The sequence below is a fragment of the Candidatus Omnitrophota bacterium genome (assembly GCA_030695905.1).
Classification (GTDB): domain Bacteria; phylum Omnitrophota; class Gorgyraeia; order 2-01-FULL-45-10; family 2-01-FULL-45-10; genus CAZHPY01.
This window is the reverse complement of sequence record JAUYOL010000036.1, coordinates 176021-190432: the sequence shown is the minus strand read 5'-3', so window position 1 is coordinate 190432 and position 14412 is coordinate 176021. Positions and strand designations below refer to the sequence as shown.

Sequence of the window (14412 nt, the reverse complement as noted above, 5' to 3'; positions counted from 1 at the left end):
AATGAGATGCAGATTTTGCAATAAAGAGCTTAGGCAATTGTTCGTATCTTTAGGCTCTGCGCCTTTGTCGAACGCCTATATTAAGAAAGAGCAGTTGGCTCGTAAAGAACCGTTGTATCCTCTAGATGTTTACGTTTGCGATAATTGTCTTCTAGTCCAATTGCCCGAGTTCGAGAGCCCGGAGAATATATTCAGCGATTATGCGTATTTTTCCTCTTGTTCCGAAACGTGGATGAGACACTGCGAAGAGTATGCCGATAAGATGTTTAAGGATTACGGGATAAATAAAAAATCCCGCATTGTTGAAATAGCGAGTAACGATGGCTGTTTGCTGCAGTATTTTATGAGAAAAGGTGCTAACGTGTTAGGTATTGAGCCGGCCGTTAATGTTGCCGAAACGGCCCGGAAGAAAAATGTACCTACTGAAACGGCATTCTTTGGGGCCAGGACCGCGAAGCGGCTGGCGTGCGAGGGTAAAACAGCGGACCTGTTGATCGGGAATAATGTCCTGGCGCATGTACCGGACCTAAACGATTTTGTCCAAGGCTTAAGCATACTGCTGAACCCGAATGGGATGATTACAATGGAATTCCCGCATCTGGCAAGGTTGATAGAGGGCAGGCAGTTCGATACCATTTATCACGAACATTTTTCCTATTTCTCGTTTTTAACGGCGGAAAAGGTTTTTTTCTCCCACTCTCTTGTTATCTTTGACGTTGAAGAACTGCCTACGCATGGCGGTTCCTTAAGAATTTACGTCAAACACAAAAATGACGGTACAAAACCGATTAGTGAACGTGTTCACAAAATGTTGGATAAAGAAACCAAATCAGGCTATGCCGATATCACAAATTATTTTGCTTTTGACGAGAAGGTTAAGAAGGCAAGATGTGAACTCCTCAGTTTTTTAGGCAAGATAAGGTATGACGGAAAAACTATTGTCGGATACGGCGCGGCAGCCAAGGGCAACACCATGCTTAACTACTGCGGCATAAAAAATGACCTGATAGATTATGTCGCGGATATAAGCCCGCATAAGCAAGGCCGGTTTATGCCCGGCAGCCGCATACCAATAGTATCGCCGGACAGGATACGCCAGACAAAGCCGGATTACATCCTGATATTGCCCTGGAATATTAAAGAAGAAATAATGCGGCAGCTTTCTTATGTAAGAGACTGGGGAGGAAGTTTCATTATTCCCATTCCGGAATTAGAGGTGATCCGATGATATTCAAAGAAACAAAATTAAAGGGCGCATATGTCATAGAATTAGAGAAGGCCCAAGACGAACGCGGTTTCTTTGCTTACTCCTATTGTCAGAAGGAATTTCAGGAGCACGGTATAGACCTCAATATAGTCCAGTGCAATGTCTCTTATAACAAGGCCAGGGGTACGCTGCGCGGCATGCATTATCAGTCTACTCCGTTCGAGCAGGCCAAGCTGGTCAGCTGTATAAAGGGCAGGATATACGACGTTATAATAGATCTGCGGGAAGACTCCTGCACTTATCGTAAATCGTATGCGCTGGAGTTAGGCGGGGAAGATTACAGAATGTTGTATATCCCGAAAGGTTTTGCGCATGGATACCAGACACTGGAAGATGATTCAGTTGTTTTTTACCAGATGTCCGAATTTTATCATCCAGAGTGCGCTAAGGGCGTAAGGTGGGATGACCCGTTATTTTCTATAAAATGGCCCCTTGACGTTAAGGTGATATCGAAGAAGGATAAAAAATGCGCATAATGATACTGTTCCCCAATACCGGCAGTGATGGAGTAATACCTCTGGCAGTAGGAATACTTTCTTCGATCGCAAAGGACGCCGGATGTGAGGTGCGCTATGTCGAAACAACCTTTTATAACAAAAGCAACACCGCCACCGAGGATCATGAATCTACCGGAGAGTTCATGCCCGTAAAGGGGCGTGAGAAATCAGAGTATCCGCCTTTGCAGAGTTTTTACACGGACTTTAAGGATGAGTTAAATTCATTTCATCCGGATGTGCTGGCTGTGCATGCCAATTCTTTAGAATGGGAGCTGTTCAAAGATGTCATGGAAAATGTTCAGTTGCCGGAAGTCTCGCCGCTTGTTGTTGTAGGCGGGGTGCATGCTACCATCGATCCGGATTCGGTTATGGCCGAACCTTTTGTGAATGCCGTATGTGTAGGCGAAGGTGAAGATACGTGGGCGGAGCTGATACGCGCAATTTGCGATGGAAACGATGTTTCCGGTATAGCAGGCCTATGGGTACGCACACCAAAGGGTATTAATAGAAATCCAAGGCGCCCGCTGATCCCGGCCGATAGGCTTTGGGATATCTGCCCCGACCACTCTCTTTTTGATAATAGGCACCTACTGAAGCCGTATGACGGCCGGATGCGTCGCCGCGCTTTAATCGAGTATTCCCGCGGATGCCCGTTTTCGTGCAGCTATTGCGTCAATGCCGCGCTTAAAAACAGCTTTAGGGGCCTTGGTCAATTCTTTCGAGTGCGCCCGTTTGAAAATTTTCAGCGCGGTGTAAAGCAGTTTAAGGATCGCGGAGCAGAGATACTGCAGCTTCAGGACGAGTGCTTCTTTCATAACAATACCGGGGATATTGAACGGTTTTGCGGCTGGTACGGTAAAGAGATCCGCCTGCCGCTTATTTTACAGACCCGGCCCGAGTCGATTACTGAAGACAAGATGCGTCTGGTCTCCGGGATGCGGGTCCCGGTGCAGATATCTTTAGGGGTTGAATCGGGAAGCTCGCGTATATTGCGGAATATATGCGGCCGGCACATGACGGTCGATTCCATATATAATGCTTTTGCCTTGATACACCGTTATGGGTTGCGTTCCAGCGCATACTGTATGATAGGCTTTCCTACCGAAACACGCCGGGAGGCCTTTCAGACGATAGGTTTGATTCGCGAGATCCGGCCTACCGTGGCTATCATGAGCGTCTTTTATCCTTTTACTGGAGTCCCCTTAAGGAAGTTCTGTATGGACCATGGTTATATAAAAGGCGATGAAGCTGCGCGGACCTTTACCGGAAAGACCGTTTTGCGGGGCCAGCCGATGAGCCCGGAGGAGGTTGAGGGAATACGGAGATGTTTCAGGTTGTATACGAAGCTGCCCGAAAAGTACCTTTCCAAAGTAGAGCGCTGCGAGCGCGATTTCGAGAATAATAGATCTCTCTTCGCCGATCTTGTACAGCGTTCGTGGTCGGACGAAGCGCTTGAATACAGCGACGGGGTCAAGATATGAACTATACCGTACTCGGCGTCAACGGTTTTATAGGCAAACACGTAGCTGCGGCGCTGGGCCGGCGCGGCCACTCCGTGTTCTGTCCGGCCCGCGAAGAGAAGCTGTCGGGCCGCGACCTGGGCGTAGCGTTTTACTGTATCGGCCTTACCGCCGATTTCCGCCAACGGCCACTTGATACGGTGGATGCGCATGTATGTGTGTTAAATCGCGTCCTGCGCGAAACAAGTTATGAAAAACTGGTCTATCTTTCATCTACAAGGGTATACGCGGGGCTTAAGGGATGCGTGAACGAGGATAGCGTGCTTTTAGCGGATCCGAATGATCCTTCCGATCTTTACAATATATCGAAACTCATGGGCGAATCGGCTTGCCTGCATTCCGGGCGGAATGCGGTCGTTGCGCGCCTGTCCAATGTAATAGGGCCGGACTTCTCATCCGATAATTTCATATCCGTCCTTATGCGCGAGGCATGCGAAGAAAAATCGATACTCCTGCATTCAATGGCCCAGAGCGCTAAGGACTTCATTCTCCTGGAGGACGCAGTAGGGGCGATAATCGCTTTGGGGGAACTGCCCCGGTCCGGGCCCATATACAATATCGCATCGGGCCGGAACCTGAGCAACAGGCAGGTCTGTGAGGCGATTACCGCGGTCGAACACTGTAAGTGGGAAGTGGTCCCGGACGCGCGGCTGTTGGATTTCCCCGAGATCGACATTTCACGCGCGCGAAAGGACCTCGGCCTGACGCCCGGCGATGTTCTGGGCTCTCTGGCGGGCATGGTACGCCGCTATAGGGAAAAGAAAGATGTAGAACATGGATATACGTATTAACGGCGATAATATCACCGTAACTGAAAATGGCGTCAAGCGCGAGTTTGACATCGGCACGCCCGAAGCGTTTAAATTACTCTCTTCTTTATGGCTACGGTCAGGGTGGGACACAAAACACGTCTACTCCTTTACATGGATGGGCCGTCCGATAATACAGCTGCCTGAAGATGTCATGCGTATCCAGGAGGTCATCTATCGCGTGAAACCGGATGTATTGATCGAAACCGGTATAGCGCATGGAGGCAGCTTGATATTCTACGCTAGCCTTTTTAAGGCGATGGGTAAAGGACGGGTGATAGGCGTAGATATTGAGATCCGGCCGCACAACCGCAAGGCTATCGAGGCGCATGATATGTATAGCCTAATCACCATGATCGAAGGGTCGTCTGTTGACAATAAGATAATCGGCAAGGTCCGCTCTCAGGTAAAACGCGGTGAAAAAGGCCTGGTCATTTTAGATGCCAATCACACAAAAGAGCATGTCCTGGCCGAATTACGGGCCTATTCTGAATTTGTAGCGGTAGATTCATATATCGTCGCATGCGACGGTATTACGAAAGAGCTTGTGGGGGCGCCGCGCACCAAGCCTGAATGGGCTACGGACAACCCACAATCGGCTATTAAGAATTTTCTGTCGGAGCGGGATGATTTTGTTCAGGAAGAACCGGTGTTTCAGTTTAATGAGGGGCAGATAAAAGAGCGCGTTACCTATTGGCCGGGCGCTTTTCTGCGGCGAATGAAATGATAAATATGCCGATTTCCGGAGAAAAGAAACAGATAATAGAGAATATCATATCGTTGTTCATTTTTCAGGGGTCGACCTATATATTGCCGCTCATTACATTACCTTATCTTGTCCGCGTGCTGGGCCCTGAAAAATTCGGGTTAGTCGCATTCGCCCAGGCATTTGTCTACTATTTTATGGTCATAGCCGAGTACGGTTTTATACATACCGCATCGAAAAAGATCGCTGTTAGCAGAGATACCAACGAGGGGCTTGTGCAGGTTTTTAATTCCATAATGTTGATAAAAACCATCCTCTTTTTCGTATGCCTTGTTGCTTTAACCGTGATAGTAGCCGTATTCTCCAAATTCAGGAGAGACTGGGACCTTTATTTAGTGTCTTATCTGGCTATCATGTGTAATATCCTTTTCCCTACCTGGTTTTTTCAGGGAATGGAAAAAATGAAGTATATTAGTTATTTGAGCATGTTATCGAGGGTAATATTCATAGTAGCCATCTTCAGTTTTGTAAAAGCACAGTCGGACTATATTTATGTGCCTTTATCAAATCTGATAGGGACTTTTACAGCCAGCGTGATCAGCTTGTGGCTCATTATAAAAAAATTCGGCATAAGAATAAAAGCTCCTTTGAAAACTTCGATTTATTCGGAATTGAAGGAAGGATGGCATGTTTTTTTAGGGATGGCTTCCGTCAGTGTTTATACCACAAGCAATATATTCATTTTAGGCCTGTTTTGCAGAAATGAGATCGTCGGCTATTATAAGGCAGCCGACTCTATAGTAAAGGCGTTTGTGGCGTTGTTAAGCCCTGTTTCGCAGTCTATGTATCCATATATAAGCCGGCTGGTAGTCGACTCGAAAAAGAAAGCTGTCGCTATCATCAAAAAACTGCTTATTGGTGTCGGCGTGGCGACTATTATCATGGGGGCGACTATTTTTATTTTCGCACCCTATATCGTGAAAATACTTTTAGGCCCTCAATATACTCGGTCAGTGATAATCCTGAGGATACTTTCGCCGCTGCCATTTCTTCTTGGAACCAGCAGCATCGTGGCTGTACAGGGATTGCTGACCTTTAGCATGAATAAGGCGTTCTCTTCAATAGTTATATTCGTGGGGGTAATCAACGTGATACTGGCTTTTATCTTAACCCCTTTATACAAAGATATAGGCATTTCGATCGCATTATTGATCTCAGAAATGATCGCAACATGCGCCGTAATTCTTGTTTTCAAATACAGGCGGCGCAAAAGTGTATTTGCATGAAGGATATCCCGATGCCCGAGCGTAATGCAATGGTAATATCTCATTTATGGAAAACCAACACAATATGCGAAAACTATTGCGATGGTATAAAAGAAAACAGCGATAACTATTGCTTTGTAGACTATATGGATCTGTATATCCAGACAGGGAAGAATCTTTTTGAGAAAAGAATCGAGGGCATGATTATTGAAAAAAGGATTAATTATATTTTCTTTATTCTCGGATCCAGTGATTTAACTTTTGATATTAATTTCATCAAAAAATTGTCAAGTTCGTCATTTATAAGTATGAATTTTTTTGACACGGAATATTTTTTTGATTCAAGCGATAAATATTATGCGCAGGCAGCTAATTTAGTAACGCTGCCGGATTACCTGTCGAAGTTCAGGTATGAACTTTTAAACATAAATGCGATATGCACTTTCAGCCTGTTCAGTAAGAACCGGTATTCGCGCAGTCATGATTCCGAAAAAAATATCGACGTATCATTTGTTGGCAGTCTTCTGACTAAAAACCGTAAAGAGCATATCGATTATCTGGCCGCTAATAACGTGAAGATACAGCCTTATGGCGAAGGCACCTCGAATGGATACGTCGGCTTTGACAACATGTTGGACATATTCAGGACAAGCAGGATAAATTTGAATTTTACCAGCATAAACGCCGATTCGACATTGTTTGGTTTGAATATTAATAACAGGGTCAAACAGTCCAAGGGGCGGCCTATAGAAATTGCGTTATGCGGAGGATTTGTTTTAAGCGAATATGCGCCAGGCATGGAAAACATGTTCGAAATAGGGAAAGAGATAGACGTATTCCGAACGAAAGAAGAATTGCTGCAAAAAATCCGTTATTATCTGGCGAATGAAAAAGAAAGAGAAAATATTGCAAGAAGGGCGCATGAAAGGGCAGTAAGGGACTATGATGCGAGGACTGCATTTGCGAGGATCTTCGAGAATATAGATATGTATGAGAAAAGGAATCCGAGCATATATGTCGATAAAGAATTTATAAGAAATTATGCGACATTCAGGTTTCTATATATAGGGCTGTTCCTGTTAAATGGAAAATATAAAAATGCGCTCGAGGAATTTTGTTTCTTTTTGAAATATCGGAAGATCAATTTTCGCAGCCTCAGGATGCATTGCAGGTATGTGGCCTCCATCTTTTTTTACAAGCACAAAAGAACCAAGAATATCATAAGGGGTATATTAGGTTTGCCAAAGTATGCTTACGATACTCCGAGTAAAGCAGAGCCGACTATTTAGCCTGCGTAAAACTATAAAGGAATAATTTTTGATGAACGCTCCACATAAAATAAAACTATGCCTCGTGGCCCTGGATAATGATTATATATCTATAGGGCTGCGCAAAATAGCCGCTATCGCTCGCAAGACTTATCCGGACGCGGATTTCCTGAATATTGCGTCAAAAAATATCCGCTCCAAAGAAGACCTGCGGTTTATAGCAGAACGCATAGCGGCCGCGAATGTCGCATGTTTTTCATGCATGACCGCTCATGCCGAAACGGCAAAGAATGTTATTGCTGCGGCAAAGACCTTGAATCCAAGCCTTTTTATCATTTGGGGCGGCGTCCATGCGATACTGTGCCCTGAAGACGTGATCAAGCACGCCGATGCGGTTTGTGTCGGCGAAGGCGAGAAAGTGTTTCTGCGGCTGCTATCAACGATTGAGCAGGGCAGCTCATACCGTTCGATCGGAAATTTTTGGTTTAGGGATGGAGAGGTGGTAATAAAGAACGGGTTTCTTCCTCTTAACACGCCCCAGGAGATGTCCGGATTCCCGTTCCATTTATTTATGGACGACGAGTTGTTATTTGTTTCCGGCAGGGGTTTTATCCCATTCCGGGGCGAGGATTTCATTAAAGCAAAAGGGCTATTCTATACAACTATATGGTCTATCGGTTGCCCGAACAAATGCACTTATTGCAGCAACTCGAAATTTATCAAAAATGACCCTACATACGGCAGGATAAGATACCCTTCAGCGCGCTATATTATCGATGAGATAAAGAATGTATTAAGTAAATATCCGTATCTTTCGGCTGTGACTTTTGTAGATGACGGGTTTATGTCGATACCTCTTAACATATTGAAGGAATTTGCGGAGCTGTGGAAAAAAGAAGTAAATATGCCTTTCGCGGTCGGCGGCATAATACCCGCGTATGTGAACGAAGAGAAGATAAGCATTCTTGTACGGGCGGGGCTTGTGCGGATGCGTATGGGCATACAAAGCGGCAGCGATGATATCCTGAAATTTTATCAACGGCCTAACAGGCCGGGCCTCATTCAGGATGCGACAAAAATTATAGGCAGATATTCTTCGTATATGGTACCACCAAACTACGACATCATACTGGATAATCCGATAGAGACACGGGATGATATAATACGTACCTTGGAATTGGTCTATGGCCTGCCAAGGCCTTTTACGTTGTATCTCTTTTCCTTAAGGGTGATACCGAATACGCAGCTTGCTGCCGATCTGAAAGAGCGAGGCATATCGATCCCTGATATTAACTCCAGCTTTCACTGTCTGGCCCCTACGCTCGCCAACATCTTGATCGTGATGCTTGTTTTTGTTAAGCTTCCACGCAAGGTTTTTGACAGGTTGCTTAAAGATATTTATCCGGCTACTGTAAAACAGAAGATGTATCCGCGGCTCATGAAGGCCCTGATGAAGATCTACAGATACCGGGTCATATGTTATGAAGTTTTTAATCTTGAGATCTCGTGGATGGGCGGGCAGAAGGCGGTGCTATTCTCGAAACTCGGGATTAACAGGTTGTTCCGTAACGCGATTATGAGGCGTATATCAAAAATTCAGAACCTTTAGTCAGTATAGGCGTGCCGGTGTTTAATGGCGAGAGGCATATATCGCGCGCACTGGATTCTCTATTGGAACAGGATTACGCTAATCTTGAGATCATCATTTCTGATAACGGGTCTACGGACGCGACTCCTGAGATCTGCCGGGAATATGCGCATAAAGACCCCAGGATTAAATACAACAGGTCCGAAAAAAATATGGGGATACTGTATAACTTTAACCGTGTTTTTGAGCTCTCTAAAGGAAAATATTTCATGTGGGCCGCGCATGACGATAAACGGGAGCGTTCTTTTGTGAACGCATGCGTCAGGAAGATGGAACAATCCTCGGGTGCGGTGCTGTGCCAGGTGCATACGGCGTCTTATATTGAGGGCAGGGAAGAGCTGTTGCGTGTCGCCACTCTTGACAGCTTCGCGAACGTCTCAGGGTTAGCGGGCAGGTACCGCGAAACCCTGAAGCGGCTTCCGGCAGTGGCGCTTTACGGGCTTTATCGTTCATCGGCGATGCGCCAAACGCACATGTTGCGTAAAAGCATGTCGACGGAGCTGGCGTTTATCCAGGAGCTGTCTATTTACGGCGATTTTATCCAGGTACCGGAAGTACTTTTTACTTACTTCGGGCGCCCCAAATGGAATACTGTCGAACAGGATTATAGCGCCGCGCTCGGGGGGCAGAATAAGCCATGGTGGTACCTGCCGTTCTTTATATTATTCTGCGACCATTTTAGCCGGATAGCGGGTGCGAGAATATCATTCTTAAGGAAGTTTCAACTATGGGGCGTTTTGATCCAGGACCAGGCAAGGCAGGTTTTTTTAAAACTTTTAATCAAATCCGCCGGGTCACTATGCCCGGCCGGATCGAAAGAGCGTGTAGGCGAGGCTATATATTGGCGGTGGCTGCACAATCCGAATACAAGGGTGGCGAACGACGGCCTTTTCCGCGAAAGGATCATAAAACCGATGCTCGGATGGTGGAGATAGGCATGTCCTTAAAGAATAAAAATAATATCTGGCAGGTAGTACCGTGGGTAAAGCATAAAATTTACCGCGCATCAGTATCTGTCGCGCAAAATTTAGATAAGAATTGGCGCGTCAAATATATACAGCTTGAAATCACGTATCGTTGCAACAAATTATGTTCTAAGTGCAACCGTTTCTGTAATCTTGGGCTGCCGCACCTCAAAGACGCGGATATGAAAATTGAGCAAATTGAAAAATTCATAAACCAGGTCAGGCAGAAAAATATTCGTTTGAAACGCATACAGATACTTGGCGGAGAGCCTTTCCTACACCCGCGGCTGCATGATTTCATATCGCTGCTTTTCTACGAATTGATGGTTCCCGGGAATCTTGCGCGCATAGAGATATATACAAACGGTATTATCGGCTCAAGCAGCGCTTTAAAAGAATGCAGGCTTGACGCTAATATAGACAGGGCTTTTAACGAAAAAAAGATAGAGATTATCGCGTCGCCTAAAGAAGCGCATGAGTCATTTATATATGTGCTTTCGGCTCCGGTGGACCTCGGGCTTAAATGGGATGTGTGCAGCCTTCCGCGGGAATGCGGCGTATTATTGAATGCATATGGTTACTGGCCCGGAGGCACCTGCGGACCGATAGCGATGCTGTTTGGGCTCGCGGAATACGCAAAATATGATTTTCCCGAAAGGTTTATGGATGCATGGCCAAATTTAAGAAAAGACATTTGCAGATATTGCGTATCCGGCTGTAAGGCGCTGGCGGACAAAAGGGAAGGGTGCGTGACCCCAAGCTTTAAAGACGCTATTTCGAACCGTATGAAAGCGTCCTCAGTTCCAAAAAAGTTTTAAATCGAAAGAGATGAGATGGTAAGTTATAAAGTAGTTTTTAAGCGGCTATGCCCGCCAGTAGTGTGGGATTCTTTGAAATTTGTAAATAACAGGGTTATTTCAAAGATCACAAGGCGCATAAAAAGGCCGCGTAACCCGTCGAATCAGGACTTAGGCATATATTGGAATAAGGCCTTTGCGGACAAACTGGAGAATTGGGGCGAAGGAACGGTATGGAACGAGATTCAATTCCTGCTGGCTAATTGTCGCGGACGGATATTAGACATTGCCTGCGGCACGGGTAAGACGATCGATATACTTTCGAAGAAGTTTCCCGGAGTTGTGATCTACGGATGCGATATTTCCGATTTATTGATAGAAAGGGCCGTGGCTAAGGGGATACTGGCAGAGCGGCTTAAGGTGTGCGATGTCACAGACACCGGCTATGAAGACAATTATTTTGACTATGCGTATTCTATCGGGTCTATCGAACATTTTACCGAAGAAGGCATTTCAAGGGCTATAAAAGAATCGAGCAGAATCGTGAAAAACGCAGCTTTTCATCAGATCCCGGTTTCAGAAAGCGGCAAGAATGAGGGGTGGGTAAAATGCGCCGGTCAGTCCTATTTCAATAACAACCTGGACTGGTGGGCGAGCAAATTTAAGCAATATCATGACGTTGTATACATTCTGGATTCTGCCTGGACAGGCGGCGCGCAAATAGGTAAATGGTTCATTTGCCTGAAAAATAGGGGATAGAAATGGGTACTGATCGCGGCTCAATCAAGCTTTTGATGAGAGAGGGTAGTAGGGAAAAATTTTCCGGGCATGCGCTGACCATAGGAAGGCAGGATATCTGTCCTGTCACGCCGCTTGTATTCAAGAGATGGGCTCAAGATATGGGCTTTGAATTAAAAAAACCCGTCACGGGCGCTCGCGTTACCGACGTGGATTTATTTTTATCGGCCGGCTTTGACAACATAGACAGCCTTGATTATAGCGATTTTGAGAAATGCACAATAATACATGACTTAAATAAGGACGTGCCAGTCAATCTTCACGGTAAATATGATTTGATATTTGACGGAGGCACTTCGGAACACGTATTTAACCTGCCGAAGGTACTCGAGAATTACCATAAAATGCTTAAAGCAGGGGGCAGGATAATTCACTTTTTGCCTTCAACGAATTGCGTAGAACACGGATTTTATATGTTTTCACCGACATTATTCTGGGATTATTATTCGGCAAATAACTGGGAAATAAAAGATTCGTTATTCGTGAAATATTCCAGATACGGGAATAATTATTTAATGGATGCCTATAAATATGTGCCGGGATGCCTGGACAGGCTCTCTTATGGAGGCCTTGGCAAGAATATATATTATGTGTTTTTTGTAGTTAAAAAAACGGATACGTCTACTTTTAATGCCTCTATCCAGCAAGGCCAATATTTAAAAAGGTGGCCAGGCGCTCAGGCCGCAAAAGACGCGCAATCAAAAAGGAGTGATTCATTAAAGAAGGTAGCGGCTATGCTCCCTGAAAGGTTAAGGAGTGCCTTATATCTTTTATACCGTTTTATAGTTTTGAAAATTCCGCTTAAGTTTCATTTGAAATTAATAGGCAGGTACTAAAAATTGACAAAAGCGATCCTTGTCCTGGATATGTCTTATACGCTAAAGATGTTCAGGGAAAACCGTATGGAGCAGGCGCTGGACAGTAGAAGGCTTGCAGGATATTTTGATAAGGTCATTTCCGTGCATCCGCTGGCCGGAATTTTTGAATCTGGCGATAACAGGTTCGGTGATCCCGTCATCACTCGGCTTGATGACTCGCATCTGTTCGTAGAGGGGAAAGTAGGCGTTAGTCGTACCTGGCGGTTTGCGCCTCCGTTAAATCTGTTTTTAGCGCAAATTAAACTGACGCGGATATTGCTTAAGATGGCCAGAGAGCTAAAGGTAAAAGTTGTGCGCATAGGCGATCCGTATTATCTGGGATTAATGGGATTATTTTTAGCCAGAAGACTGAGAGTGCCTTTGGTTGTCAGGGCTTGTTTCAGATATGACGAAATTTTTCGATTGACGGGAAAGCCTGTGATGCCGCGTCTGTTCAAGTTTCGCTGGATTGAAAAGATCGTAGAAAGATTTGTGTTCCCGCGCTGTGACTTAATAGCGGGAGCGAATGAGGACAATATGCGTTATGCCCTGGAGAATGGCGGCCGCCCCGATGTCGCGACGGTTTTTAGGTACGGTAATCTTATACACAAGGATCACTGGCAGGAACCGGCCGTGCGTTCCGACGGCGACACGCAGCTTGCCGGGCTTGGAATAAAGGATGAAAAGGTCCTGGCGACCGTATCGCGTCTTGTTCCAATGAAACTCATTGAAGACATGATCCGCGTTGTCGCTGAACTTATCAAGCGGGGGCGCCGCGTCAAGGGCCTTATAATCGGAGACGGACCGATAAGAAAGGAACTCGAGGCCCTGGCAACCTCGCTGAAGGTTGAAGACGCGGTGATCTTTGCCGGCAACCGCGCTCAAGAGTGGATCGCCGCCGTTTTACCTAAAGCAACAGCTATTATTTCACCGCACATGGGTAGGGCATTGGTTGAGTCTGCGCTTGCCGGAGTGCCGATCATCGCATATGACTATGACTGGCAGAGAGAGGTTGTTGTTGATGGAGAGACCGGTTACCTGGTGCCTAACAGGGACTGGATGGCGTTGGCCGACAGGATAGACAGCATATTAGCAAGCCCTGCTGACGGGAAGAAGATGGGTAAAAATGCCCGCGAAAAGGTGTTAACTTTGATGGATCCGGAGAAGTCGGCGCTTCATGAACAGAACGAGTATTCCAAGGTGTTGGCGCGAGCTTATGAAAAAGTTTATTAAGAAAAAGTTATCCGAAAATTCGTTGATAAGAAAAGGGTATTATCTTTACCTTTCTCTGAATATATTGACGGAATGGTACGTAAAGTGCGCGCTCAAAGCTGCGCTCAAGGGCAGGGAAAAAGAAACATTGAATATACTTGATGCCGGGGTAGGTTTTGGGCAGTATAGTTACTATTTGTCAAGGGCGTTCCCGCGGGCTAAGATTTGCGCCGTTGATATCGATAAGTCCAGGATAGAAAATTTTAGGCCGTTTATAAACAGGGAGAATCTTAATATTGAAACCAGGCATTCAGATCTTGTTGACCTGCAGCAGGATAATCAATTCGATCTTATACTATGCACGGATGTTTTGGAGCATATTGAAAAAGATAATGCCGTGGTCGCGACATTCTTTAAAGCGCTTAAGAGAGATGGTATTTTAATCGTTGGTGTGCCGGCAAGTCCCCAAAAAAGAGTGCTACCGTTCTTGAGAAATGCCGATTTTTTTAAACCGCATAGCCTGGAGCATGTCCGGGAAGGGTACGCCTTAAGCGAGATAACCGGGATCATTGAAAAGAATAAACTCAAGATTATCGACACGCGGATATCTTTTGGGAAACTTGGCGCCTTAGGTTATGAATTGTTCTGCATGTGCCAGTTTCGCCCGTTACTATTTTTGGCCTTATTCCCACTCTATTTTTTATTTGTTCAACCGCTTGTTACGATACTAATGATTTTAGACGTCGCAAAGGTAAATAAGAGCGGGAATGGAATAATCATCGTCGCTAAGAAAGTATGAATAA

Annotated in this window: 14 protein-coding genes; all 14 read left to right on the top strand. The window is 45.5% G+C overall.

Translation table 11 applies throughout. The features are described from left to right. Window position 1: 1 nt before the first annotated feature. The 14 genes from Q8R38_06250 to Q8R38_06185 are packed head-to-tail and all read left to right on the top strand — an operon-like array spanning window position 2 to window position 14408. A complete protein-coding gene (locus tag Q8R38_06250) occupies window positions 2-1228 on the top strand; it encodes a class I SAM-dependent methyltransferase (GenBank protein MDP3791625.1) in 1227 nt (408 codons plus the stop codon). Next, entirely contained in the window at window positions 1225-1743 is a 519-nt protein-coding gene (gene rfbC, locus Q8R38_06245; protein ID MDP3791624.1) for a dTDP-4-dehydrorhamnose 3,5-epimerase, read from the top strand. The genes Q8R38_06250 and rfbC overlap by 4 nt, the downstream gene beginning before the upstream one ends. After that, window positions 1734-3245: a radical SAM protein gene (locus Q8R38_06240; GenBank protein ID MDP3791623.1), complete on the top strand. Its 1512-nt coding sequence runs from the start codon at window positions 1734-1736 to the stop codon at window positions 3243-3245. Before rfbC ends, Q8R38_06240 begins: the two co-directional genes overlap by 10 nt. Next, a complete protein-coding gene (locus tag Q8R38_06235; GenBank protein ID MDP3791622.1) occupies window positions 3242-4075 on the top strand; it encodes an NAD(P)-dependent oxidoreductase in 834 nt (277 codons plus the stop codon). The genes Q8R38_06240 and Q8R38_06235 overlap by 4 nt, the downstream gene beginning before the upstream one ends. After that, complete coding sequence (locus tag Q8R38_06230; protein ID MDP3791621.1) at window positions 4059-4820, top strand: CmcI family methyltransferase; 762 nt, start codon at window positions 4059-4061, stop codon at window positions 4818-4820. The genes Q8R38_06235 and Q8R38_06230 overlap by 17 nt, the downstream gene beginning before the upstream one ends. Next, on the top strand, window positions 4817-6085 hold the full coding sequence (locus Q8R38_06225) for a flippase (protein MDP3791620.1): 1269 nt from the start codon (window positions 4817-4819) through the stop codon (window positions 6083-6085). Before Q8R38_06230 ends, Q8R38_06225 begins: the two co-directional genes overlap by 4 nt. Before the next feature lie 11 nt (window positions 6086-6096). Further along, window positions 6097-7353 (top strand): glycosyltransferase, encoded by a 1257-nt coding sequence (locus Q8R38_06220; protein ID MDP3791619.1) that lies wholly within the window; start codon window positions 6097-6099, stop codon window positions 7351-7353. Between the two features lie 31 nt (window positions 7354-7384). Continuing rightward, complete coding sequence (locus Q8R38_06215) at window positions 7385-8941, top strand: radical SAM protein (GenBank protein ID MDP3791618.1); 1557 nt, start codon at window positions 7385-7387, stop codon at window positions 8939-8941. 11 nt (window positions 8942-8952) lie between these two features. Continuing rightward, window positions 8953-9915: a glycosyltransferase family A protein gene (locus tag Q8R38_06210; protein ID MDP3791617.1), complete on the top strand. Its 963-nt coding sequence runs from the start codon at window positions 8953-8955 to the stop codon at window positions 9913-9915. A 2-nt stretch (window positions 9916-9917) separates the two neighbouring features. Beyond that, on the top strand, window positions 9918-10763 hold the full coding sequence (locus Q8R38_06205; GenBank protein MDP3791616.1) for a radical SAM protein: 846 nt from the start codon (window positions 9918-9920) through the stop codon (window positions 10761-10763). Window positions 10764-10778: 15 nt separating this feature from the next. Then, a complete protein-coding gene (locus Q8R38_06200; GenBank protein ID MDP3791615.1) occupies window positions 10779-11501 on the top strand; it encodes a class I SAM-dependent methyltransferase in 723 nt (240 codons plus the stop codon). A 2-nt stretch (window positions 11502-11503) separates the two neighbouring features. Then, window positions 11504-12376 (top strand): class I SAM-dependent methyltransferase, encoded by an 873-nt coding sequence (locus tag Q8R38_06195; protein ID MDP3791614.1) that lies wholly within the window; start codon window positions 11504-11506, stop codon window positions 12374-12376. A 3-nt stretch (window positions 12377-12379) separates the two neighbouring features. Continuing rightward, window positions 12380-13630, top strand: coding sequence for a glycosyltransferase (locus Q8R38_06190; GenBank protein ID MDP3791613.1), 1251 nt, complete (start codon window positions 12380-12382; stop codon window positions 13628-13630). Further along, on the top strand, window positions 13614-14408 hold the full coding sequence (locus Q8R38_06185) for a class I SAM-dependent methyltransferase (protein ID MDP3791612.1): 795 nt from the start codon (window positions 13614-13616) through the stop codon (window positions 14406-14408). Before Q8R38_06190 ends, Q8R38_06185 begins: the two co-directional genes overlap by 17 nt. Window positions 14409-14412 lie beyond the last annotated feature (4 nt).